Raw genomic sequence first — 22,746 nt, forward strand, 5'->3', positions numbered from 1 at the left:
CGTGGGCGCTATCTTGTCAGACCCGTAGGCTGCTGGCAAGGTGGGTTGGCGGGACGGTTACACCGCACTTCCGGGGCTGCTCTGGCTCCATCAACTTGGCCCCGCGCGCCTACCACAGCGGCGACCACGAAGAAATAGCCTGGATGCTGCGGCGCATACGCGAGCAAGTGGGGCCTGCTTGCACCTTGTACGCGGTCGGTGTTTCGTTGGGTGGCAATGCCTTGTTGCGCTGGGCGCAGGAGGCGGGAACCCTTGCAGGGATGATGGTGCGGGCCGTGGCAGCGGTTTCAGCCCCGCTGGACTTGTCTGCCGCTGGCGATGCGATCGACAGCGGAGCCAATTGCTGGATCTACGCGCAGATGTTTCTGCGCACCATGAAACTCAAGGCGCGCAGCAAAGGGCAGCAGTTTCCGGGTCTGTTTGACTTGCAGCGCGCCTTGGCCGCACGCACCTTGCGAGAATTTGACGACGCCTTTACTGCTCCGCTGCATGGCTTTGCCGGGGTGGACGATTACTGGAGCCGCGCTTCAGCCAAGCCCAGCCTGGCCGCCCTTGAACTGCCGACGCTGCTGCTCAACGCCCGCAACGACCCCTTGGTGCCGGGCAGCAGCCTACCCACTGTGGCTGAGGTGGGGCCATCCACCACGCTGTGGCAACCAGGAACGGGTGGGCATGTGGGTTTTCCGGGGGGCTTGCGCTGGAGTGCTGCAGGTCCACGCTGGAATTTGCAAACCCTGCCTGCCTCCGTGTGCGACTGGCTGGCAGGCCATTAACCTTGCGGCGATGGGCAGCGGGGGCAAGTGCGCCCCACAACAAACCCGTGAGGGTGTCCGGCTTATTGCGCAGGGGCGGCTGGCGCAGGCGCCGCTGCGGCGTCCGGGGCCACTGGCTCGGGGAAGGAGCCACCGCCAGCGTTGGCCAGATAGACCACGGCGCGCTTGATTTCGAAGTCGCTGAACGCGCCGCCGCCTTGGGCGCCCATGGCACCCTTGCCTTGCAAGGTGGAGGTGATCAGGCGCTCCAACCCGGCCCCGATGCGCGGCGCCCAAGCCGCGGCGTCGCCAAACTTGGGGGCACCTACCACGCCGGCAGCATGGCAGGCCATGCAGGCGGATTGGTACACCTGCTGGCCGGTTTGCAGTTCGCGCGTGGCTTCGCGCATGGCCACCGAACCGACGCGCTGGATGCGCTCGGCTAGGGCGCGCTCTTGCTCGGCCACGTTAACGGGGGGTGCAAAGGGCTTTTGCAACACCAGCACCACCAACAGGGTGGTCACGATCAAGGGGACCACCACGGCCAGAAGGATCAACCAGCTTTTGAGGTTGAACGTCGAGGGGGCGCCAGCGGGGGAGGATTTTGCGTCACTCATGGGGGGCCTTTGGATGCGAAAACGGCTCAAAAACACAGGAGCCCAAGCAGGGGGGCTCCGACTGGCACCATTATAAGCGGCAGCAAGCAGGAAAACTCATCCGGTATCGCCGGCCAAGCGCGGCGGCGTTATGATGCCAAGAGCGCATTCGCGCACGAAAGCCGCAACATGCCACTGGTCGTATTCAATCAAAAAGGCGGGGTGGGCAAGTCCACCATCGCGTGCAACTTGGCCGCCATCAGCGCGGCGCAGGGGCGTCGCACCTTGCTGATCGACCTCGACGTGCAGGGCAATTCGAGCCGCTACCTGCTCGGTGCCCAGCCCGCCACCCAAGCCGGTGGGGTGGCCGGTTTTTTTGAGCAGACGCTGAGCTACACCTTCAATCCGCTGGCGCCCACGCACTTTGTGCAGCGCACGCCCTTTGAAGGGCTGGACCTGCTGGCCGCCAGCCCAGCGCTGGATGAGTTGCAGCCCAAGCTGGAAGCGCGCCACAAAATCTACAAGCTGCGCGAGGCGCTGGCACTGCTGGGCCGCGAGTATGCGCAGATCTACCTCGACACCCCGCCAGCGCTGAACTTCTACACCCGCTCGGCGCTCATGGGGGCCAGCGGCTGCCTGATTCCTTTCGATTGCGACGACTTTTCGCGCCAGGCGCTCTACACCTTGCTGGCCAATGTGGAAGAAATCCGCGCCGACCACAACGCGGCGCTGCAGGTGAAAGGCATCGTGGTGAACCAGTTCCAGCCCCGCGCACGGCTGCCGCAGCAACTGGTGCAAGAGCTAATCGACGAAGGGCTGCCGGTGCTGCAACCTTATCTGCAATCGTCGGTCAAGGTGCGCGAGTCGCACCAGTTGGCGCGCCCGCTCATCCACCTCGAGCCCAAACACCCGCTCACCCAGGCCCTGCTGGCGCTGCACCAGCGGCTGCTCTAGGCCCAAAGCAGCGCGTGGCGGCGCCTAGGGCGCGAGGCGGGTGCGGCATCCCCAGCGCCGCTTTATTCACGTTTTCCCTGTAACATGCTTCGCTTTCGCAGATGTGTGCGCGGGCTGGCCCTTGCTACCATCCGCGCCTTTGCGTTTGAGGATATTGAATATGCTGCTGCACATGGTTTTTTTCGTCGCCGGTCTGGTGGCTTTGGTGTTCGGGGCCAGCTCGCTGGTGCGCGGGGCCTCCAAGCTGGCGCTGTCGGTGGGCATTTCGCCGCTGGTGGTGGGGCTGACCATCGTGGCCTTTGGCACCAGCGCCCCCGAGATGGCGGTTACCGTCGGGGCGGTGATGAATGAGCAGTACGACATCGCGGTGGGCAACGTGATCGGCAGCAACATCTTCAACGTGCTGTTTATCTTGGGGCTGAGCGCAATCATCGTGCCGCTGGTGGTGCACACCCAGTTGATCCGCCAAGAGGTGCCGATCATGATCGGGGCTTCGTTGCTGGTGCTGGCCTTGGGGCTCGACGGAGCCATCAGTTGGATCGACGGGGCCATTTTGTTTGGCCTGTTGCTGACCTATACCGGCTTTTTGGTGGTGCAGTCGCGCCGCGCCACGGCTGCCGAATCGGCTGAGTTTGACGCCGAATTGAAACCCGCCACCGCCGCCGACTGGGATGGCAAGCTGCCGGTGCAGATCGTGTTGATTCTCATCGGGCTGGTGCTGCTGGTGCTGGGCTCGGGCTGGTTGGTGGATTCGTCCATCGCCTTCGCGCGCTTTTTTGGCGTGAGCGAGCTGATCATCGGTCTGACCATCGTCGCTGCGGGTACTTCGATGCCGGAGGTGGCCACGTCCATCACCGCGGCCATCAAGGGCGAGCGCGACATAGCCGTGGGCAACGTGGTGGGCAGCAACACCTTCAACCTGCTGGGGGTGCTGGGGCTGGGGGGTTTGGTCTCGTTTGGATCGGCGGGCTTGATTTTCTCTGAAGCGGTGCTGGCCTTCGACATCTGGATCATGCTGGCGGTGGCGCTGGCCTGCCTGCCGGTGTTCATTTCCGGGCGTGAGATTGCGCGCTGGGAAGGCGCGGTGTTCTTTGGCTACTACGTGGCCTATGTGGCCTACCTGATTTTGGCGGCGCAACAACACGCGGCCTTGCACGGCTTTAGCATGGTGATGCTGGGCTTCGTGGTGCCGCTGACGATCATCACGCTGGTGGTGGTGATGCTGCGCCAAAAGCCGCCGGCCAGCGGCGCTGACGCTGGAACGAATTGAGGTGCCACGGGGTGCGGGCTTGGTGCATGGACTGCGGGGACTGCGGGAGCTGCAGGGGCTAGGGCGTGGCTGAGCCCGCCCCGCGCCCCAGCGCCCTGAGCGGGCCACAAAAAGCGCTGCGCAAGCTCGGCCTGCTGCGCCCGATCGACCTGGCGCTGCACCTGCCGCTGCGCTACGAGGACCAGACCCGCATCACCCCCTTGGCGCAGGCGCAGGCCGGGCAGACGCTGCAGATTGAGGGCACGGTGCGCAGCGCCGAGGTGCGCAGTGCGGGCCGGCGCCAGTTGCAGGTGCTGCTCGACGATGGCAGCGGCCGCTGCACCCTGTTGTTTTTCCACTTCAGCGGCGCGCAGCAAAAGGCGCTTGCTCCGGGGGCGCGCATCCGCGCCCGGGGCGAGCTGCGCAGCGGCCTGTTTGGCCCCACGCTCTTGCACCCGCAGTGGCAGCGCGCCGAGGGCGAGTTGCCGCGCACCCTCACCCCCGTCTATCCGGCCAGCGCCGGGCTGCCGCAGGCCTATCTGCGCCGCGCCATTGTGGGGGCGCTGGAGCGCGCCGATTTGAGCGAGACCGTGCCCGCGCAAGCCTGGGCCGACTGCCCTGGGCTGCAGCCCGAGCCCGAGCAGCTTGCAGCAGCGCCGCAGGGCAGTTTGCGCGCTGCTTTGCAGTGGCTGCACCAGCCACCGCCCGGGGTGGCGCTGGACAGCCTGGAGCAGCGCACGCACCCGGCCTGGGTGCGCCTAAAGGCCGAAGAACTGCTGGCGCAGCAACTGGCGCAGTGGCAGGCGCGGCGCGAGCGCTTGCTGCGCCAGGCCCCGGCTTTGCTGGCGCGCCCAGAGGGTTTGGCGCGCGCTTTGCAAGCCGTTTTACCCTTTGCGCTCACGGCAGCCCAAGGCCGGGTAGGCGCCGAAATCGTGGCCGACTTGGCCCGCAGCACCCCCATGCACCGCCTGCTGCAAGGCGATGTGGGCAGCGGCAAAACGGTGGTGGCGGCGCTGGCGGCGGCGCACGCCATCGACGCCGGCTGGCAGTGCGCCCTGATGGCCCCGACCGAAATCCTGGCCGAGCAGCATTTTGGCAAGCTGGTGGGCTGGCTTGCCCCCCTGCTGGCCCCTCAGGGCTTGTGCGTGGCCTGGCTCACCGGCAGCCAGGGCAAGGCAGAGCGCGCCGCCATGCTGGAGGCGGTGCAGCGGGGCACGGCGGCGCTGGTGGTGGGCACCCACGCCGTGATCGGTGAGCAGGTGCGTTTTGCGCGCCTAGGGCTGGCCTTGATCGACGAGCAGCACCGCTTTGGTGTGGCGCAGCGGCTGGCGCTGCGCGAGAAAAACGCCGACTGCGAGCCGCACCTGCTGATGATGAGCGCGACCCCGATCCCGCGCACGCTGGCCATGAGCCATTTCGCCGACCTCGACGTCTCGACCCTGGACGAGTTGCCCCCTGGGCGCAGCCCGATCCTGACCAAGCTGCTCAGCGCCAGCCGGCGCGACGAGCTGCTGGAGCGGCTGCGCGCGCAACTGGCGCAAGGGCGGCAGGCCTACTGGGTTTGCCCCCTGATCGAAGAAAGCGAGGCGCTCGATTTGCGCAACGCCCAGGCCACGGCAGGCGAGCTGGAAGCGGCGCTGGCGGGCGGCACCGGCCCCGACGGCGCGCCCTTGCAAGTTGGGCTGCTGCACGCGCGCCTGCCCGTGGCAGAAAAAAAGGCCGTGATGGCGCGCTTTAGCGCCGGGCAGATTGGGGTGCTGGTGAGCACCACGGTGATCGAGGTGGGAGTCGATGTGCCCAACGCCACGCTGATGGTGATCGAGCACGCCGAGCGCTTTGGCCTGAGCCAGTTGCACCAGTTGCGCGGCCGCGTCGGGCGCGGGGCGGCGGCCTCGGTGTGCGTGCTGCTGTACGCACCCGGCGAGCACGGCCGCCTGAGCGAGACGGCGCGCCAGCGCCTGCGCGCGCTGGCCGAAACCCACGACGGCTTCGAAATCGCGCGCCGCGACCTGGAAATCCGCGGCCCCGGCGAGTTTCTGGGGGCGCGCCAATCGGGCTTGCCGCTGCTGCGCTTTGCCGACCTGGCCCAGGATGCGCCGCTGCTGGAGTGGGCGCGCGCTTGGGCCCCGCGCCTGCTGGCCGAGCAACCGCAAGCGGCTCAGGCCCACATTGAGCGCTGGTTGGGAGCAAAATCGGACTTTCACAAGGCCTGAAGCGGGCACTGCCATGACCCTGACCGAACTCAAGTACATCGTTGCCGTGGCGCGCGAGCGCCATTTTGGCCGGGCCGCCGAGGCCTGCTTTGTCTCGCAGCCCACGCTGAGCGTGGCGATCAAGAAGCTGGAAGAAGAGCTGGACCTCAAGCTGTTCGAGCGCAGCGCCAGCGAGGTGAGCGTGACGCCTTTGGGGGCCGAGGTGGTGCGCCAGGCGCAGGTGGTGCTGGAGCAAGCCGCGCTCATCAAAGAAATCGCCCAGCGTGGCCAAGACCCGCTGGCCGGCCCGCTGCGCCTGGGGGTGATCTACACCATCGGCCCCTACCTGCTGCCCGACTTGGTGCGCCGCGTGATCGAGCGCACGCCGCAGATGCCGCTGCTGCTGCAAGAAAACCTCACCGCCAAGCTGCTGGAGCAGTTGCGCATTGGCGAGCTCGACGCCGCCATTCTGGCCGAGCCCTTCCCCGACACCAACCTGGCCATCGCGCCACTGTACGACGAGCCCTTTTGGGTGGCCTTGCCGGTGCAGCACCCGCTGGCGCAGCACAGCAGCGTGAGCGCCGAGCAACTCAAACAAGAGACCATGCTGCTGCTCGGGGCCGGGCACTGCTTTCGCGACCACGTGCTCGAAGTCTGCCCAGAGTTTGCGCGCTACGCCAGCAACGCCGAAGGCATACGGCGCAGCTTTGAGGGCTCCTCGCTGGAAACCATCAAGCACATGGTGGCCGCAGGCATGGGCATCACGCTGGTGCCGCGCCTGAGTGTGCCGGCGGCGGCGCTGGCGGCGCAGGCCGGGGCCCCGTTGCCGCCCGACGGGGCGCCCTATGTGCGCTACCTGCCCTTTGCCGGTGCACCGCCCACCCGGCGCGTGGTGCTGGCTTGGCGGCGCAGCTTCACCCGCTACGAGGCCATCGCTGCCTTGCGCAACGCCATTTACGCCTGTGCCTTGCCCGGGGTGCAGCGCCTGACCCCATGAACGCCGCCGCCCCGGGTGCGCCGGGCCGGCTGGCGCTGTACCTGGACTTGATTCGCTGGGACCGCCCGGCCGGCTGGCTGCTGCTGCTCTGGCCCAGCCTGTCGGCGCTGTGGCTGGCGGCCGAGGGCTGGCCGGGCTGGCACCTGCTGGCGGTGTTCGTGCTGGGCACGATTTTGATGCGCAGCGCGGGTTGTTGCAGCAACGATGTGGCCGACCGCGAATTTGACCGCCACGTCAAGCGCACCGCGCAGCGGCCCGTGACCAGTGGGCGCGTGCAGGCGCGCGAGGCGCTGCTGCTGGGTGCGGCCCTGGCTTTGCTGGCATTTATGCTGGTGCTCACCACCACCGCAGCGGCGGTGGCGTGGTCGGTGCCGGCGCTGCTGGTGGCGCTGCTCTACCCTTATGCCAAGCGCGTTTTTGCCATGCCGCAGGCGGTGCTGGGGGTGGCCTTCAGCTTTGGCATCCCCATGGCCTATGCGGCAGCGCAGGGCGCTGTGCCCGCATTCGCTTGGGCGCTGTTGCTGGCCAATCTGTTCTGGGTGTTGGCCTACGACACCGAATACGCGATGGTGGACCGCGACGACGACTTGCGCATCGGCATGAAAACCTCGGCCATCACGCTCGGGCGCTTTGATGTGGCGGCGGTGGCCGGCTTTTACCTGCTGCACCTGCTGCTCTGGGGCGCGCTGCTGTGGCCGCAGGTGGGCGGGCTCTGGTTTGGGCTGGCGCTGGGCCTGGCGCTGGCGCAGGTGGGCTGGCACCTGGGGCTGATCCGCCAGCGCCAGCGCGAGGGCTGCTTTCGCGCCTTTAAGCTCAACCACTGGCTCGGTTTCACCCTGTTTGCCGGGGTGGCGCTGGAGTATGCGCTGCGCGGGGCGCCTGCCTAGCCCCCAAACTCGTCGCCCATTTCGCGCGCGCGCCGGTGCGCCGCAGCGATGGCCGCCACGAAGGCATCGGCCACTTGGGCCGCTTCCAGCACGCTCAGGGCGGCGTGGGTGGTGCCGCCTTTGGAGGTGACGCGCTGGCGCAGCACCTCGGGCGGCTCGCTGCTGCTTTGCGCCAGTTGCGCCGCGCCGACGAAGGTGCCGATGGCCAGCTCGGACGCGGCGGCGGGGCTTAGGCCCAACTCGGTGCCAGCGCGGCGCATGGCCTCCAGAAAATAAAACACATAGGCCGGCCCGGAGCCCGACAGCGCGGTGACGGCGTCCAGGTCCGACTCTTGCGGCAGCCAAAGCGTGCGCCCGGTGCCCGCCAACAGCGCCTGCACCTGCTCGCGCTCGGCCGCACTCACGCCCGCGCGGGCGTAGAGGCCGGTCATGCCCAAGCCAACCAGCGCCGGGGTGTTGGGCATGGCGCGCACGATGCGCTCGCTGCCCAGCCAGCGCGCCATGCTCTCGGTGCGGATGCCTGCGGCCACGCTCAGGTGCAGGGCATGGGCGGGCAGGTGGGGGGCGGATTCCAGTGCCGCTTGTTTGAACGTTTGCGGTTTGACGGCCCAGACCACGATATGGGCCGATTGGGGGGGTTGCTCGCCCTGGGTGGCTGGGTCGGGTGTGCCGGCTTGGACGAGGCCGCGGGCATTGGGGTGCACCGCCACACCGGGGAACTGCTGCGCCAGGCGCTCGCGCTGTTCGTCCCAAGGTTCGACGATGTGCAGCGCGGCTGCGGGGTGGCCTTGGCGCAGCAGGCCGCCGACGATGGCGCTGGCCATGTTGCCGCCGCCGATGAAGTAGATTTGGCCGGGCGCACCGGGGTTGGGTGGCAGGCTGGGCAGATGGGTTGTGCGGGTGGGGCTGGTGGAGCTGTTCATGCCGCCATTGTCGCGCAAGGTGCTCGCGCTGCAGCCGCACGGTTCGGGGCCCTGAGAGGTGCCTTCAGGGCTGCAGGGTTTGGGGCTGGCTGGGGCGCTTCAGGGGGCCACGGTCTGGCGCACCGCGTGTTCCCAGCGCGCCATTTTGGCGGCCGCCTCGTCGCGCGAGAGCGTAGGCAGGAACGTGCGCTCGCAGCGCCACTGCCGGCTCAGATCCTCCAGCCCACCATAGACGCCGGCGTGCAGCCCGGCCAGCCAGGCCGCGCCCAAGGCGGTGGTCTCGGTCACGGCCGGGCGCAGCACCGGAATGCCCAGCAGGTCGGCCTGCATCTGCATCAGCAAATCGTTGACGCAGGCCCCGCCATCGACGCGCAGCTCGCTCAGCGGCACCCCGCCTGCGGCCACCGCGTCGCGGCTCATGGCTTGCAGCAGGGCCGCACTCTGGAAGGCGATGCTCTCCAGCGCCGCGCGGGCGATGTGCGCCATCGTGCTGCCGCGCGTCAGGCCGGTGATGCTGCCGCGCGCCTCGGGTTGCCAATAGGGCGCGCCCAGCCCGGTAAAGGCAGGCACCAGCGTCACGCCACCGGCATCGGGCACGCTGGCGGCCAGCGCCTGCACCTCGCTGCTGGAGTCGATGGCGCGCAGGCCGTCGCGCAGCCACTGCACCACCGCGCCGCCCACAAACACGCTGCCTTCGAGCGCGTACTGCGGGGTGCCCGCCGCTTGGGCCACTGCGGTGCTGATCAGGCCGTGCTGGCTTTGCTGCATGCGCTCGCCCGTGTGCATGAGCAAAAAGCAGCCGGTGCCGTAGGTGTTTTTGGCCATGCCGGGCTGGAAGCAGGCCTGGCCGAACAGGGCGCTTTGCTGGTCGCCCGCCACGCCGGCAATGCGCACCGGCGCACCCAAGCACTCGGCGCTGCTGAGGCCGTAGTCGGCGCTCGACGGCCGCACCTCCGGCAGCAACGCGCGCGGAATGTTGAACAGCGCCAGCAACTCCTCGTCCCACTGGCGCGTGTGCAGGTTCAGCAGCAGCGTGCGGGCGGCGTTGCTAAAGTCGGTGGCGTGCAGCGCACCGCCTGTGAGCTGCCACAGCAACCACGAGTCGATGGTGCCAAAAGCCAGCTCGCCGCGCTCGGCGCACGCCCGTGCCCCTGGGGTGTGATCGAGCAACCAGGCGATTTTGCTGGCCGAAAAATAGGGGTCCAGCCGCAGCCCGGTCTTGGCCTGCACCCAGGGCTCGTGCCCGGCCGCTTGCAGCGCGGCGCAGGCGGCGCTGGTGCGCCGGTCTTGCCAGACGATGGCGCGCCCCAGCGGCGCACCGCTGCGCCGCTCCCACAGCAGCGTGGTTTCGCGCTGGTTGGTCAGACCAATGGCGGCAATCTGCTGCGCCTGCAAGCCGGCCAAGCTCAGGGCTTGGCGCGCAGTGGCCAGTTGCGTGGCCCAGATCTCGTGCGGGCAGTGCTCGACCCAGCCCGGCTGCGGGTAGTGCTGCCGGATTTCCTGCTGCGCCTGCGCCAGCACGCGGCCCTGGCGGTCAAAGACGATGCTGCGCGAACTGGTGGTGCCCTGGTCCAGGGCCAGCAAATAAGCCATGTGTGTCTCGCTCGTGTCGGTCGGTTGCTGCTGGTTGGGGATGCGTTCATTCGCTTGCCACAAAGGCCGGTGACAATCGTCACAATCGAAGCCGGTTTGGCTTGCGGGTGGCCTTGCCGCCGGGCTGGCCCGCGAACCAGACGGGCTTGCGCGGTGGACTGGTTCACGCAGCGGCCCGCCGGCTTGTACTCCCGCCTGCTTGTGGCACTGTAACAGCCCCCCGCCCCTGTATTTGCCCTTATTCTTGCCCCACCATGACCCGCCAGCAGACCCTAGAACAGTTGCAAGGCACCCCGGTATGGGATCTGCTCGTCGTCGGCGGCGGAGCCACCGGCTTGGGCGTGGCGCTGGAGGCGGCTCGGCGCGGCTGGCGCGTGGCGCTGCTGGAGTCGCACGACTTTGCCAGCGGCACCTCCTCGCGCTCGACCAAGCTGCTGCACGGCGGCGTGCGCTATCTGGCGCAAGGCAATCTGACCTTGGTGCGCGAGGCGCTGGCCGAGCGCCAGGCGGTGTTGCACATCGCGCCGCACCTGGCGCAGCCGCTGCCCTTTGTGATGCCGTGCTACCGCCCTTGGCAGGCGCCTTTTTACGGGCTTGGGCTCAAGCTCTACGACTGGCTGGCCGGCAGCGCCGGCCTTGGCCGCACGCGCTGGTTGGACCGCGAGCAGGCGCTGGAGGCGCTGCCCGGCGTGCAGGCCCAGGGGCTGCTGGGTGGCATCCAGTACTGGGACGCGCAGTTTGAGGATGCCCGGCTGGCGCTGGCGCTGGCGCGTAGCGCCGAGGCGGCTGGTGCGGTGTTGCTCAACTATGTGGAGGTGCAGCAAGTGCAGAACGCCCAAGCGCCTGCCACCACGCAGGGCGGCGGCCTGCTGCAGGTGCAGGCGCTCGATCGGCACGGAGGAGGGCGGCTGCTGGTGCAAGCGCGCTGCGTGGTCAATGCCACCGGGGTCTGGGTGGATGGTTTGCGCCAAGGCATGCAGCCCGCAGCTGCGCCGCTGGTGCAGCCCAGCCAGGGCGTGCACCTGGTGGTGGCGCGCGATTTTTTGCCTGGGCAGCAGGCGCTGCTGGTGCCGCGCACCGCCGATGGCCGGGTTTTGTTTGCCGTGCCGTGGTTGGGCGCGCTGGTGTTGGGGAGCACCGACACGCCGCGCACCGATCTGCCGCGCGAACCCGAGCCCTTCGAGGCCGAAATCGAATTCATCTTGCGCGAGGCTTCGTTGGCGCTGGCGCGTCCGGTGCGGCGCACCGATGTGAAGAGCGTCTGGGTCGGGCTGCGGCCGCTGGTGGCTCCAGCCTCGGCCGGGGCCAGCACCAAAAGCCTGTCGCGCGAGCACCGCATTGTGGTCGATCGCTCGGGTCTGGTCACGGTCACGGGGGGCAAGTGGACCACTTTCCGTGCCATGGCCAGCGATGTGCTGGCGCACTGCGTAGAGGCCGGGCTGCTGGACGCGCGCGCCGCCTTGGTCAGCCCGCCTACCCCCCTGTGCGGGGCCGTGCAGGGGCCGCACCCGCCGTTGCACCAGGCACCCGGCTTGCACCTGTATGGCAAGCAAGCCGCCGCCGTGCAAGCCCTGCCCGGAGCCGGGCGCATGCTGGGAATGGGTCTGAGCGAAGCCATGGTGCGCTACGCCGTGCGGCACGAGTGGGCGCTAAACGTAGAAGACGTGCTGGCGCGGCGCTGGCGTGCCCTGTTTCTCGATACCGCCACCGCCGAGGGCATGGCCGCCGACGTGGCGCAGATCGTGCAAGACGAGTTGCAACGCGCCGGTGCGAGCCATACCGACCCCCAATTGCCGGCTTTTGTGGCGCTCGCGCAACGCTATCGGCTGCGCTAGGGCGGCGCTACAAGGTGGCTGCGGAGGGCGACCCCAGCCCCGCAAGCGCAGGACTTGTGCAACAAAGTTCACAAGACGCTTGACGCAGCCCCTTTCGTGTGTGACAATACGCGGCTTCGCTAGAAAAAAGCGAAGAATTCTTGCCCAGCGAAGCGGCTGCCTCGGTTTACCGGGGTGGCAGCAACGACGGGCCCAAGACTGATCGCCGCAGGCCAAGGGGGCCTTCGGGATTCAAGTTGGGACTTAAATCAAATGATCCAAACGCAATCTCGACTCGATGTTGCCGACAACACGGGTGCCAAGTCCGTGATGTGCATCAAGGTGCTCGGCGGCTCCAAGCGCCGTTACGCCAGTGTGGGCGACGTCATCAAAGTCAGCATCAAAGAAGCCGCGCCACGTGGTCGCGTCAAAAAAGGCGAAATCTACAACGCCGTGGTGGTTCGCACCGCCAAAGGCTTGCGCCGCCCGGACGGGGCCTTGATCAAGTTCGACGGCAACGCCGCCGTGCTGCTCAATGCCAAACTCGAGCCGATCGGCACGCGCATCTTCGGACCGGTGACGCGCGAGCTGCGCACCGAAAAGTTCATGAAGATCGTTTCGCTGGCCCCGGAAGTCCTGTAAGAGGAGTGTCGCAATGAACAAGATTCGCAAAGGCGACGAGGTCATCGTCATCGCCGGCCGTGACAAAGGCAAGCGCGGCAAAGTCACGCAGCGCGCCGATGAAACGCGGCTGCTGGTCGAGGGCGTCAACATCGTCAAGAAACACGCCAAGCCCAACCCCATGAAGGGTGAGCCTGGCGGCATCATCGCCAAGACGATGTCCATTCATCAGTCCAACGTGGCGATTTTTAACCCAAGCACCGGCAAAGCCGACCGCGTGGGGATCAAGCTGCTCGAAGACGGCAACAAAGTGCGCGTCTTCAAGTCCAGCGGCGCAGAAATCAAGGCGGCCTGAACATGACACGCTTTCAACAAGTTTTTCGCGACAAGATCGCACCGGCGCTGCAGCAGCAGTTCGGCTTCGAGTCCGTGATGCAGGTTCCGCGCATCACCAAAATCACCCTTAACATGGGTGTGGGTGAAGCGGTGGCCGACAAAAAAGTGCTGGAAAACGCCGTGGGCGACCTGAGCAAGATTGCCGGTCAAAAGCCAGTCGTGACCCGGGCCCGCAAGGCCATCGCCGGTTTCAAAATCCGTGAAGGCCAGCCAATCGGCTGCATGGTCACGCTGCGTGGTGCGCGCATGTACGAATTCCTCGACCGCTTCGTCACCGTGGCGCTGCCGCGGGTGCGCGACTTTCGCGGCATTTCGGGCAAGGCCTTCGATGGCCGGGGCAATTACAACATCGGCGTCAAAGAGCAGATCATTTTCCCGGAAATCGAATACGACAAGGTCGATGCCTTGCGTGGGCTGAACATCAGCATCACCACCACCGCCAAGAACGACGCCGAATGCAAGGCGTTGCTGGCTGGTTTCCGTTTCCCGTTCAAGAACTGAGGTGCTGCGTGGCCAAACAAGCTTTGCTCCAGCGTGAACTCAAGCGCGACCAACTGGTCGCCAAGTTTGCCAACAAGTACAACGAATTGAAGGCGATCTCCAAAGACGCCAAGCGCAGCGACGAAGAGCGCGACGCGGCCCGTCTGGCGCTGCAAAAACTGCCGCGCAATGCCAACCCAACGCGCCAGCGCAACCGCTGCGAAATCACCGGCCGTGCCCGTGGAACCTTCAAACAGTTCGGTCTGGGCCGCATGAAGGTGCGCGAAATGGCGTTTGCCGGCGAAATCCCCGGCATCACCAAAGCCAGCTGGTAAGGCGTGAAGGAGTAAACATTATGAGCATGAGTGACCCCATCGCCGATATGCTGACGCGCATTCGCAATGCGCAGATGGTGGAAAAGCCCACCGTGGCCATGCCGGCCTCCAAAGTCAAGGCCGCCATTGCGCAGGTCTTGAAAGACGAGGGCTACATCGACGGCTTCCAAATCAAGAGCCAAGACGGCAAGAACGAGCTCGTCATCGGCCTCAAATACTACGCCGGGCGCCCAGTCATTGAGCGCATCGAGCGCGTCAGCCGCCCAGGCCTGCGCATCTACAAAGGCAGCAAAGCCATTCCGCAAGTCATGAACGGGCTGGGTGTGGCCATCGTCACCACCCCGCAAGGCGTGATGACCGATCGCAAGGCGCGCGCTGTCGGCGTCGGCGGCGAAGTGTTGTGTTACGTCGCCTGATGCGAGAACGAAGGAGTATCTGAGATGTCTCGTGTAGGTAAAACACCGATCGCCATTCCGGCCGGGGTCGAAGTGGCCCTGCAGCCCGACGCGATTCGCGTCAAGGGCGCGCTGGGCGCACTGGCGCTGGCACCCAATGCCCAGGTCACGGTGCAGCAAGCCAACGGCAAGCTGACATTCGCTGCCGTGGGCGAGAGCGCACAGGCCAAAGCCCTGTGCGGCACCATGCGCCAGTTGGTCAACAACATGGTGCTAGGCGTGAGCAAGGGCTTCGAGAAGAAGCTCTCGCTGGTGGGTGTGGGCTACAAAGCCACCGCCAGCGGCAACAAGCTCAACCTGGCCGTGGGTTATTCGCACCCGGTCGATTTCGTGATGCCCGAAGGCGTCAGCGTGGCCACACCGGCCGCGACCGAAATCGTCATCAAGGGTTCGGATCGCCAGCGCGTGGGCCAGATTGCCGCCGAAATTCGCGCCGTGCGTCCGCCTGAGCCTTACAAAGGCAAGGGCATTCGCTACGCCGGCGAGAAGGTCGTCATCAAAGAGACCAAGAAGAAATAAGGACAGCGAACATGTTGACCAAAAAAGAACAGCGTTTGCGCCGTGCCCGCCAGACCCGCATCCGCATCGCTCAGCAAGGCGCCCTGCGCCTGAGCGTGAACCGCAGCAACCTGCACATCTACGCCAACGTCATCTCCGAAGACGGCGCGCGCGTGCTGGTCTCGGCCTCGACGCTGGAAGCCGAAGTGCGCGCCCAACTGGCCGCGGCCAGTGGCAAGGGCGGCAACAAGGCGGCGGCCGAACTGGTCGGTCAGCGCATTGCCGCCAAGGCCAAAGCCGCCGGTATCGAAAAGGTGGCTTTCGACCGCTCCGGTTTTGCCTACCACGGCCGTGTCAAAGCCCTTGCAGAAGCCGCGCGTGCCGCCGGCCTGCAATTCTGATTGGGGATGATCAAATGGCAAAGATGCTTGCGAATGTAAAAAGCGAGGCCAATGACGATGGCCTGCGCGAGAAGATGATTGCGGTCAACCGCGTCACCAAGGTGGTCAAAGGCGGGCGCATCATGAGCTTTGCCGCCCTCACCGTGGTGGGCGACGGCGACGGCCGCGTCGGCATGGGCAAGGGCAAGGCGCGTGAAGTGCCGGTGGCCGTGCAAAAAGCCATGGACGAGGCGCGCCGCAACCTGTTCAAGGTCGCGATCAAAAACGGCACCCTGCACCACGCGGTGCACGGCCAGCACGGCGCTTCCAGCGTCATGATGCTGCCGGCCAACAAGGGTACCGGCATCATCGCCGGCGGCCCCATGCGCGCCGTCTGCGAAGTGCTGGGTGTGACCGATGTGGTGGCCAAGAGCCACGGCTCGACCAACCCCTACAACCTGGTTCGCGCCACCCTCGACGCCCTGCAGCGCGCCATGACGCCCTACGAAGTGGCGGCCAAGCGCGGCAAGTCGGTCGAAGAAATTCTGGCCTAAAAGGGAAATCCCCATGACCACCGCCAACACCCTCACCATCAAGCTGGTGCGCAGCCCAATTGGCTGCCGTGAAGACCACCGCGCCACCGTGCGTGGCTTGGGTCTGCGCAAAATCAACAGCGTCAGTGTGCTGCAAGACACCCCCGCGGTGCGTGGCATGATCAACAAGATCAGCTACCTGCTGCAAGTGATCTGAACGGATTTTGATTATGGAACTCAATACCCTCAAGCCCGCTGCGGGCTCCAAATCGGCACGGCGCCGCGTCGGTCGGGGCATCGGCTCTGGCCTGGGCAAAACCGCCGGCCGTGGCCACAAAGGCCAAAAGTCGCGCGCCGGTGGCTACCACAAGGTGGGCTTCGAAGGCGGCCAGATGCCGCTGCAACGCCGTTTGCCCAAGCGCGGCTTCAAATCGACCACGCTCAAGTTCAACGCCGAAGTCACGCTGGCCGATCTGCAAGCGCTGGGTGAGGCGCAGGTCGACATGCTGCTGCTCAAGCAAGCGGGCTTGGTGCCGGAGCTGGCGCGCAAGGTCAAGGTCATCAACACCGGCGCACTGACGCTGGCGGTGCAACTGAACCAGATCGCTGCCACGGCTGGCGCCAAGGCAGCCATCGAGGCCGCTGGCGGCTCGGTGGCGGCTTGACGCCTGATCGTTTTACCAAGCACGGAACCTAGCTGTGGCCAACAACGCTGCCTCTCTAGCCAAAACCGGAAAGTACGCCGATTTGCGTCGGCGACTGTTCTTTTTGCTGGGCGCGCTGATCGTTTATCGCATCGGTGCGCACATCCCAGTGCCGGGCATCGACCCCGACCAACTGGCGCAGTTGTTCCAGGGCCAAGCGGGCAACATCCTGAACCTGTTCAACATGTTCACGGGTGGCTCGCTGCAGCGATTTGCGGTGTTTGCGCTGGGCATCATGCCCTACATCTCGGCCGCGATCATCATCCAGTTGCTGACCTACGTGGTGCCGTCGCTGATTGCGCTGCGCAAGGAAGGCGAAGCCGGCAAACGCAAGATCACCCAGTACACGCGCTACAGCACGCTGGCATTGGCGATTTTCCAGTCCTTTGGCATCGCGCTGGCGCTTGAGGGCATGCCCGGCATGGTGGTCGATCCTGGCTGGGCCTTTCGCTTCACCGCCGTGGTGAGCCTGGTGGCGGGCACCATGTTCCTGATGTGGCTGGGCGAGCAGATCACCGAGCGCGGCGTGGGCAACGGCATTTCCATGCTGATCTTTGCCGGCATCGTGGCCGGGTTGCCGAGCGCCATGGGCGGTCTGACCGAGTTGGTGCGCACCGGTGCCATGGGCATTCTGTCGGCCATCTTCATTCTGTTGCTGGTGGTTGCCGTCACCTACTTCGTGGTCTATGTCGAGCGCGGCCAGCGCAAGGTGCTGGTCAACTACGCGCGCCGCCAAGTGGGCAACAAGGTCTACGGGGGGCAATCCTCGCACCTGCCGCTCAAGCTCAACATGGCTGGCGTGATTCCGCCCATCTTTGCTTCGTCCATCATTCTGCTGCCGGCCACTTTGGTGAGCTGGGTCAGCACCGGCGATGGAACGGCGTGGCTGCGCGATCTGGCCGGAGCCCTCTCACCGGGGCAGCCGATCTACATTGCCCTGTACGCGGCGGCGATCATCTTCTTTTGTTTCTTCTACACCGCGCTGGTATTCAACAGCCGCGAGACGGCAGACAACCTCAAGAAGAGCGGCGCCTTCATACCGGGCATCCGGCCGGGCGACCAGACGGCGCGCCACATCGACAAAATCTTGGCGCGGCTGACGCTGGTCGGGGCGCTCTACATCACCGCGGTGTGTCTGCTGCCCGAGTTCCTGATCCTGTACTACAACGTGCCGTTCTATTTTGGGGGCACCTCGTTGCTGATCATCGTCATTGTCACCATGGACTTTTGGACCCAGGTGCAAAACTACATGATGTCGGAGCAGTACGAGTCGTTGCTCAAGAAATCCAATTTCAAGGGCGCCCCCGGGGTCTGATATGTCCAAAGACGATGTGATTGAGATGCAGGGTGAGGTGGTGGAGAATTTACCCAACGCCACCTTCCGCGTCAAACTGGAAAACGGCCACGTGGTGCTCGGGCATATTTCGGGCAAGATGCGCATGCACTACATCCGCATCCTGCCTGGTGACAAGGTCAAAGTGGAGCTCACGCCCTATGACCTGACGCGTGCGCGCATCGTGTTTCGCAGCAAATGAGTTTTTTGAGATTTACGTTCAGGAGTAAGACATGAGAGTTTCGGCTTCGGTCAAAAAAATGTGCCGCAACTGCAAAATCATCCGTCGCCATGGAGTGGTGCGTGTCATCTGCACCGATCCGCGACACAAACAGCGTCAAGGCTGATTCGATTAGAGGACCATCATGGCACGTATTGCTGGTATCAACATTCCGCCGCACAAGCACGCCGAAATCGGCTTGACGGCAATCTTTGGCATCGGGCGCACCCGCGCGCGGCAGATCTGCGAGGCTTGCGGCATTGATTACGCCAAAAAGATCAAAGAGCTGAGCGACGCCGAGCTGGAAAAAGTGCGTGAAGCGGTAAACGCTTTCACCATCGAGGGCGATTTGCGTCGCGAAACCACGATGAACATCAAGCGTTTGATGGACATCGGCTGCTACCGCGGTTTCCGCCACCGCCGCGGTTTGCCTGTGCGCGGTCAGCGCACCAAGACCAACGCCCGCACCCGCAAGGGTCCCCGCAAGGCCGCCCAGTCGCTGAAGAAATAATCCCCTAGAAGGACACCTGCCATGGCCAAGCCACAAGCCTCCAACGCCGCCGCACGCGTGCGCAAAAAGGTTCGCAAGAACATCTCCGACGGCATTGCACACGTGCACGCCTCGTTCAACAACACCATCATCACCATCACCGACCGCCAAGGCAACTCCTTGTCTTGGGCTTCGTCGGGTGGGCAAGGCTTCAAGGGTTCGCGCAAATCGACCCCCTTTGCCGCGCAGGTGGCGTCCGAGGTGGCTGGCCGTGCCGCCATCGAGCAGGGCATCAAAAACCTCGATGTCGAGATCAAGGGCCCCGGCCCAGGGCGCGAGTCTTCGGTGCGCGCGCTGGGTGCCCTCGGGATCCGCATCAACTCGATCGCTGACGTGACCCCGGTGCCGCACAACGGCTGCCGCCCACAAAAGCGCCGCCGCATTTAATGGGTGCTTGAGCTTGACGCGTTTTCAAGGTCTGTGGTCCGCTTGACTGCAGGCCAAGGAATGTGTTAGCATATCAGGCTCTGTTTTAGGGGCCACTGCAATGCGTTTGCGGTGGCATTTTCATTTTAAGCCCACCGCCGCTGCCCTGATTGGGGCCGGCTCCCACCACAGTCTGCAAAGCTGTCGGTGGCAGATCGTTCAAGGAAATCCACGTGGCACGTTACCTAGGCCCCAAGGCCAAACTCTCACGCCGTGAAGGCACCGACCTGTTGCTCAAGAGCGCGCGGCGCTCGATCAGCGACAAAGCCAAATTCGACTCCAAGCCCGGTCAGCATGGCCGCACTTCGGGTCAGCGCACCTCCGATTTTGGCTTGCAGCTGCGCGAAAAGCAAAAGGTCAAGCGCATGTACGGGGTGCTGGAGCGCCAGTTCCGGCGCTACTTCGCCGAAGCCGACCGCCGCCGTGGCAACACCGGCGCCAACCTGCTGGGCCTGCTCGAATCGCGCCTCGACAACGTGGTGTTTCGCATGGGCTTTGCCTCCACCCGCGCCGAAGCGCGCCAACTGGTCTCGCACAAGGCCATTTTGATCAACGGCCAGAGCTGCAACATTCCGTCGGCGCTGGTGAAAGCGGGCGATGTGGTGGCGGTGCGTGAAAAGTCGCGCGCTCAAAACCGCATCAAAGAGGCGCTCGAGCTGGCCAAGCAGATCGGCTTTCCGGCTTGGATCGAGGTGGCGGTTGAAAAAGCCGAAGGCACCTTCAAGAAGACCCCGGACCGCGACGAATTCGCCGCCGACATCAACGAATCGCTGATCGTCGAACTGTACTCGCGTTAAGCGGGCGCACAGGCAACCAAACGAGCCCGCTCGCCACCCTCGGGTGGCGGTCTGGATTTTGTGCTCCAGCAGCCTTATCGGTGTAACGAGCCGAGGGTATTGAAGGAAGTCCGAATGCTGAACAATCTGCTTAAACCCAAGAACATCCAAGTCGAGCAAATCGCCCCCAACCGGGCTGAGGTCACGCTCGAGCCCTTTGAGCGGGGCTACGGCCATACGCTGGGTAACGCCTTGCGCCGCGTGTTGCTGTCTTCGATGGTGGGGCACGCCCTGACCGAAGTCACGATTTCGGGGGTCTTGCACGAGTTTTCTTCGATCGAGGGCGTGCAGGAAGACTCGGTCAATCTGCTGCTCAACCTCAAAGGGGTGGTGTTCAAGCTGCACGGTCGCGACGAGGTGACGCTGAGCTTGCGCAAAGAGGTCGAGGGTCTGGTCACAGCGGCCGACATCCAGACCCCGCACGACGTAGAGATTCTGAATCCGCAGCACTGCATTGCCACGCTGAGCGCGGGTGCCAAGCTCGATATGCAGATCAAGGTTGAAAAAGGGCGCGGCTACGTGCCCGGCAACCTGCGCCGTGGCGACGACAGCACGCGTTCCATCGGACGCATTTTGCTCGATGCCTCGTTCTCGCCGGTCACGCGTGTCAGTTATGCGGTCGAGAACGCCCGCGTTGAGCAGCGCACCGATCTGGACAAGCTGGTGCTCGACATCGAAACCAACGGTGCCGTGGCACCCGAGGAAGCGGTGCGCGCCGCGGCCAAGATTTTGGTCGAGCAGTTGCAGGTGTTTTCGCAGCTCGAAGGCGCCGAGGCGTTTGACTTTGGCACCACGCCCAGCCGCAGTGCGCAGCAGTTCGATCCCATCTTGTTGCGTCCGGTCGACGAGCTTGAACTCACGGTGCGTTCGGCCAATTGCCTCAAGGCTGAGAACATTTACTACATCGGTGACCTGATTCAGCGCACCGAGAACGAGCTGCTCAAAACCCCCAACCTGGGTCGCAAGTCGCTCAACGAAATCAAGGAAGTGCTGGCTTCGCGCGGCTTGACGCTGGGCATGAAGCTGGAAAGCTGGCCGCCCGCCGGGCTGGACAAGCACTGAGCCGCTGGCCCGCGGTTCATCCCCTCAACCCCCTCATCGCCCATGACCCCTCGCAGTACCTGATCCGGCTGCGGGCATATCAGAAAGGAAATCACCATGCGTCACGGACACGGCCTTCGCAAACTCAACCGCACCACCAGCCACCGGCTGGCGATGCTGCGCAACATGATGAACTCGCTGCTCACGCACGAGGCCATTCAAACCACGCTGCCCAAGGCCAAGGAATTGCGCCGCGTGGTCGAACCCATGATCACCTTGGCCAAAGTGGCTACTGTGGCCAACCGCCGCTTGGCCTTTGACCGCCTGCGCGACCGCGACGTGGTGGTTAAACTGTTTGACGTGCTTGGCCCGCGCTTTAACGTCCGCCCGGGTGGCTACACGCGCATCCTGAAAACCGGTTTCCGCGTGGGTGACAACGCCCCCATGGCACTGATCGAGTTGGTTGACCGCGGCGACGCGGTGCAAGCCCAAGAAGATTCGGCCGCTGCTGACAAAACCCAGTAAGCGTGCTACAATAGCGGTCTTGACGCGGAGTGGAGCAGCCTGGTAGCTCGTTGGGCTCATAACCCAAAGGTCGCAAGTTCAAATCTTGCCTCCGCAACCAATTAAAAAGCTTGGTGCTGTAGCGGCACCAGGCTTTTTTCATGCTGTCAAGCACGGGCCATGGGGTGGGATTGGGCGTGCTTAGGCTGGGCGTGGCTGCAGGCCCAAGGCATCCAAAGCCGCTTCCAGGTGCGCCACGCTGCGCTGCGGGTGCAGCAGCTTGTCGAGCCCAAACAGACCGATGCGAAAGGTGCTCCAGTCGGCCGGCTCGTCGCACATCAGCGGCACCCCGGCGGCGGTTTGCAGCCCGAGCGCGAGGAATTTTTTGCTGTTTTGCAGCTCCGGGTCGCGGGTGTGGCTCACCACCACCCCAGGGGCTTGGAAGCCCTCGGCGGCCACGCTGCGCAGGCCGCGGCGCTCGAACGATGCGCGCACCAGCCGGCCGAGCTCGAACTGCTGCTGGCGCACCCAATCAAAACCGTGGCTGCGCGTTTCGAACATGGCGTCGCGCAAGCGCACCAAGGCGTCGGTCGGCATGGTGCTGTGGTAGGTGTGGCCGCCTTTTTCGTAGGCCTCCATCACGTGCAGCCATTTTTTGAGGTCGCAGGCAAAGCTGGAGCTGCGCGTGGCCTCGATGGCCTGGCGCACGCGCTCGCTCAGCACCACCATGGCGCAGGCGGGCGAGCTGCTCCAGCCTTTTTGTGGCGCGCTGATGAGCACATCCACTTCGCAAGCCGGCATATCGACCCACACCGCACCGGATGCGATGCAATCGAGCACAAACAGGCCGCCCACCTGGTGCACCGCTTGGCCCACGGCTTGCAAGTAGGCGTCGGGCAGCAGCATGCCGGCAGCGGTTTCTACGTGCGGGGCAAACACCACGGCCGGGCGCTCGCGCGCGATGGCCTCCAGCACCTGGTCCAGCGGGCATGGCACCCAAGGGGCATCGGGGGCGTCGCTTACGCGCCGCGCCTTGAGCACATGCTCCTGTGCGGGGATGGCGCCCATCTCGAAAATCTGCGACCAGCGGTAGCTGAACCAGCCGTTGCGCAGCACCAGCACCTTCTGGCCCTGGGCGAACTGACGCGCCACCGCCTCCATGCCAAAGGTGCCGCTGCCGGGCACCAGCGCCGTGGCATGGCCGCGATAGACCGCTTTCAGCACGCCAGAGATGTCGCACATCACGTGCCGAAAGCGCTGCGACATGTGGTTGAGGGCGCGGTCGGTGTAGACGACCGAGAATTCGAGCAGTCCGTCGGGGTCCACTTGGGGCAGGAGGGCTGGCATGGTGGGGGCTGGTGTGGGTTGTGAAGCTAGGTGGCGCATGGGGTGGCGCATGGCGCGCAAGCCGCGGCTGCGCGCACCACCGGCGCCAGCTTAGCACGGCTGGTGCAGCCGCACCGGCGCCCCGCCCGCG

29 protein-coding genes and 1 tRNA gene are annotated in these 22,746 nt (G+C 65.2%); 26 read left to right on the top strand and 4 right to left on the bottom strand.

The features are described from left to right. Window positions 1-773 (top strand): YheT family hydrolase (locus SRAH_RS00005; RefSeq protein ID WP_232840950.1); only part of this gene is annotated, 773 nt, incomplete at its 5' end. Between the two features lie 62 nt (window positions 774-835). Here the strand turns inward: SRAH_RS00005 and SRAH_RS00010 are convergent. Further along, a complete protein-coding gene (locus SRAH_RS00010; RefSeq protein ID WP_082209983.1) occupies window positions 836-1,369 on the bottom strand; it encodes a c-type cytochrome in 534 nt (177 codons plus the stop codon). 168 nt (window positions 1,370-1,537) lie between these two features. Here SRAH_RS00010 and SRAH_RS00015 point away from each other — a divergent pair, with 168 nt between their 5' ends. The 5 genes from SRAH_RS00015 to ubiA all read left to right on the top strand — a co-directional run bounded on the left by SRAH_RS00015 (window position 1,538) and on the right by ubiA (window position 7,627). Further along, a complete protein-coding gene (locus SRAH_RS00015; RefSeq protein WP_029461312.1) occupies window positions 1,538-2,302 on the top strand; it encodes a ParA family protein in 765 nt (254 codons plus the stop codon). Window positions 2,303-2,474: 172 nt separating this feature from the next. Then, window positions 2,475-3,572 (top strand): calcium/sodium antiporter, encoded by a 1,098-nt coding sequence (locus SRAH_RS00020; RefSeq protein WP_232840951.1) that lies wholly within the window; start codon window positions 2,475-2,477, stop codon window positions 3,570-3,572. A gap of 65 nt (window positions 3,573-3,637) precedes the next feature. Continuing rightward, a complete protein-coding gene (recG, locus tag SRAH_RS00025; protein ID WP_029461314.1) occupies window positions 3,638-5,764 on the top strand; it encodes an ATP-dependent DNA helicase RecG in 2,127 nt (708 codons plus the stop codon). 13 nt (window positions 5,765-5,777) lie between these two features. Next, on the top strand, window positions 5,778-6,740 hold the full coding sequence (locus SRAH_RS00030; protein ID WP_029461315.1) for a LysR substrate-binding domain-containing protein: 963 nt from the start codon (window positions 5,778-5,780) through the stop codon (window positions 6,738-6,740). Next, on the top strand, window positions 6,737-7,627 hold the full coding sequence (gene ubiA, locus SRAH_RS00035) for a 4-hydroxybenzoate octaprenyltransferase (protein ID WP_029461316.1): 891 nt from the start codon (window positions 6,737-6,739) through the stop codon (window positions 7,625-7,627). The genes SRAH_RS00030 and ubiA overlap by 4 nt, the downstream gene beginning before the upstream one ends. On the opposite strand, the gene proC is transcribed toward ubiA, so the two are convergent. Both proC and glpK read right to left on the bottom strand, forming a co-directional pair. Next, a complete protein-coding gene (proC, locus tag SRAH_RS00040; protein ID WP_076606937.1) occupies window positions 7,624-8,550 on the bottom strand; it encodes a pyrroline-5-carboxylate reductase in 927 nt (308 codons plus the stop codon). The genes ubiA and proC overlap by 4 nt on opposite strands. Window positions 8,551-8,649: 99 nt before the next feature. After that, the gene (gene glpK / locus SRAH_RS00045; RefSeq protein ID WP_029461318.1) at window positions 8,650-10,143 is read right to left on the bottom strand and encodes a glycerol kinase GlpK; all 1,494 of its coding nucleotides are present in this window, start codon (window positions 10,141-10,143) and stop codon (window positions 8,650-8,652) included. Window positions 10,144-10,397: 254 nt separating this feature from the next. On the opposite strand from glpK, the gene SRAH_RS00050 reads away from it, so the two are divergent. The 20 genes from SRAH_RS00050 to SRAH_RS00140 all read left to right on the top strand — a co-directional run bounded on the left by SRAH_RS00050 (window position 10,398) and on the right by SRAH_RS00140 (window position 21,390). Continuing rightward, window positions 10,398-11,978 carry a glycerol-3-phosphate dehydrogenase/oxidase gene (locus SRAH_RS00050; RefSeq protein ID WP_029461319.1) on the top strand — a complete coding sequence of 527 codons (1,581 nt, stop codon included), beginning with the start codon at window positions 10,398-10,400 and terminating at the stop codon, window positions 11,976-11,978. 252 nt (window positions 11,979-12,230) lie between these two features. Beyond that, window positions 12,231-12,599: a 50S ribosomal protein L14 gene (gene rplN / locus SRAH_RS00055; RefSeq protein WP_029461320.1), complete on the top strand. Its 369-nt coding sequence runs from the start codon at window positions 12,231-12,233 to the stop codon at window positions 12,597-12,599. Between the two features lie 13 nt (window positions 12,600-12,612). After that, on the top strand, window positions 12,613-12,933 hold the full coding sequence (gene rplX / locus SRAH_RS00060) for a 50S ribosomal protein L24 (RefSeq protein WP_029461321.1): 321 nt from the start codon (window positions 12,613-12,615) through the stop codon (window positions 12,931-12,933). 2 nt (window positions 12,934-12,935) lie between these two features. Further along, on the top strand, window positions 12,936-13,475 hold the full coding sequence (gene rplE, locus SRAH_RS00065) for a 50S ribosomal protein L5 (RefSeq protein ID WP_029461322.1): 540 nt from the start codon (window positions 12,936-12,938) through the stop codon (window positions 13,473-13,475). A gap of 8 nt (window positions 13,476-13,483) precedes the next feature. Beyond that, a complete protein-coding gene (gene rpsN, locus SRAH_RS00070) occupies window positions 13,484-13,789 on the top strand; it encodes a 30S ribosomal protein S14 (protein ID WP_029461323.1) in 306 nt (101 codons plus the stop codon). Window positions 13,790-13,809: 20 nt separating this feature from the next. Next, window positions 13,810-14,205: a 30S ribosomal protein S8 gene (rpsH, locus tag SRAH_RS00075; RefSeq protein ID WP_029461324.1), complete on the top strand. Its 396-nt coding sequence runs from the start codon at window positions 13,810-13,812 to the stop codon at window positions 14,203-14,205. 24 nt (window positions 14,206-14,229) lie between these two features. Next, window positions 14,230-14,763, top strand: a complete 534-nt coding sequence (gene rplF, locus SRAH_RS00080; RefSeq protein WP_029461325.1) for a 50S ribosomal protein L6 — start codon at window positions 14,230-14,232, stop codon at window positions 14,761-14,763. 11 nt (window positions 14,764-14,774) lie between these two features. Further along, entirely contained in the window at window positions 14,775-15,143 is a 369-nt protein-coding gene (gene rplR / locus SRAH_RS00085; RefSeq protein WP_029461326.1) for a 50S ribosomal protein L18, read from the top strand. A gap of 14 nt (window positions 15,144-15,157) precedes the next feature. Beyond that, window positions 15,158-15,676 carry a 30S ribosomal protein S5 gene (gene rpsE, locus SRAH_RS00090; RefSeq protein WP_029461327.1) on the top strand — a complete coding sequence of 173 codons (519 nt, stop codon included), beginning with the start codon at window positions 15,158-15,160 and terminating at the stop codon, window positions 15,674-15,676. Window positions 15,677-15,689: 13 nt separating this feature from the next. Continuing rightward, complete coding sequence (rpmD, locus tag SRAH_RS00095; RefSeq protein WP_029461328.1) at window positions 15,690-15,872, top strand: 50S ribosomal protein L30; 183 nt, start codon at window positions 15,690-15,692, stop codon at window positions 15,870-15,872. A gap of 13 nt (window positions 15,873-15,885) precedes the next feature. Continuing rightward, entirely contained in the window at window positions 15,886-16,320 is a 435-nt protein-coding gene (gene rplO, locus SRAH_RS00100) for a 50S ribosomal protein L15 (RefSeq protein WP_029461329.1), read from the top strand. Between the two features lie 34 nt (window positions 16,321-16,354). Further along, entirely contained in the window at window positions 16,355-17,674 is a 1,320-nt protein-coding gene (gene secY / locus SRAH_RS00105) for a preprotein translocase subunit SecY (protein ID WP_029461330.1), read from the top strand. Window position 17,675: 1 nt separating this feature from the next. Continuing rightward, entirely contained in the window at window positions 17,676-17,894 is a 219-nt protein-coding gene (gene infA, locus SRAH_RS00110; RefSeq protein WP_029461331.1) for a translation initiation factor IF-1, read from the top strand. Window positions 17,895-17,925: 31 nt separating this feature from the next. After that, window positions 17,926-18,039: a 50S ribosomal protein L36 gene (rpmJ, locus tag SRAH_RS11815; protein ID WP_072242940.1), complete on the top strand. Its 114-nt coding sequence runs from the start codon at window positions 17,926-17,928 to the stop codon at window positions 18,037-18,039. Between the two features lie 18 nt (window positions 18,040-18,057). Continuing rightward, window positions 18,058-18,423: a 30S ribosomal protein S13 gene (gene rpsM, locus SRAH_RS00115; RefSeq protein ID WP_029461332.1), complete on the top strand. Its 366-nt coding sequence runs from the start codon at window positions 18,058-18,060 to the stop codon at window positions 18,421-18,423. A gap of 21 nt (window positions 18,424-18,444) precedes the next feature. Continuing rightward, complete coding sequence (gene rpsK / locus SRAH_RS00120; RefSeq protein WP_029461333.1) at window positions 18,445-18,849, top strand: 30S ribosomal protein S11; 405 nt, start codon at window positions 18,445-18,447, stop codon at window positions 18,847-18,849. A gap of 212 nt (window positions 18,850-19,061) precedes the next feature. Beyond that, complete coding sequence (gene rpsD, locus SRAH_RS00125; RefSeq protein ID WP_029461334.1) at window positions 19,062-19,685, top strand: 30S ribosomal protein S4; 624 nt, start codon at window positions 19,062-19,064, stop codon at window positions 19,683-19,685. A gap of 114 nt (window positions 19,686-19,799) precedes the next feature. Further along, window positions 19,800-20,786, top strand: a complete 987-nt coding sequence (locus SRAH_RS00130; RefSeq protein ID WP_029461335.1) for a DNA-directed RNA polymerase subunit alpha — start codon at window positions 19,800-19,802, stop codon at window positions 20,784-20,786. Window positions 20,787-20,882: 96 nt separating this feature from the next. Beyond that, window positions 20,883-21,290: a 50S ribosomal protein L17 gene (gene rplQ / locus SRAH_RS00135; protein ID WP_029461336.1), complete on the top strand. Its 408-nt coding sequence runs from the start codon at window positions 20,883-20,885 to the stop codon at window positions 21,288-21,290. Window positions 21,291-21,313: 23 nt separating this feature from the next. Next, window positions 21,314-21,390 (top strand) — tRNA-Met (locus SRAH_RS00140). Window positions 21,391-21,470: 80 nt separating this feature from the next. Here SRAH_RS00140 and SRAH_RS00145 read toward each other — a convergent pair. Next, window positions 21,471-22,616: a pyridoxal-phosphate-dependent aminotransferase family protein gene (locus tag SRAH_RS00145; protein WP_029461337.1), complete on the bottom strand. Its 1,146-nt coding sequence runs from the start codon at window positions 22,614-22,616 to the stop codon at window positions 21,471-21,473. Window positions 22,617-22,746 lie beyond the last annotated feature (130 nt).

This window comes from Serpentinimonas barnesii (genome assembly GCF_000696225.1).
In the GTDB taxonomy this organism is placed as follows: Bacteria; Pseudomonadota; Gammaproteobacteria; order Burkholderiales; family Burkholderiaceae_C; genus Serpentinimonas; species Serpentinimonas barnesii.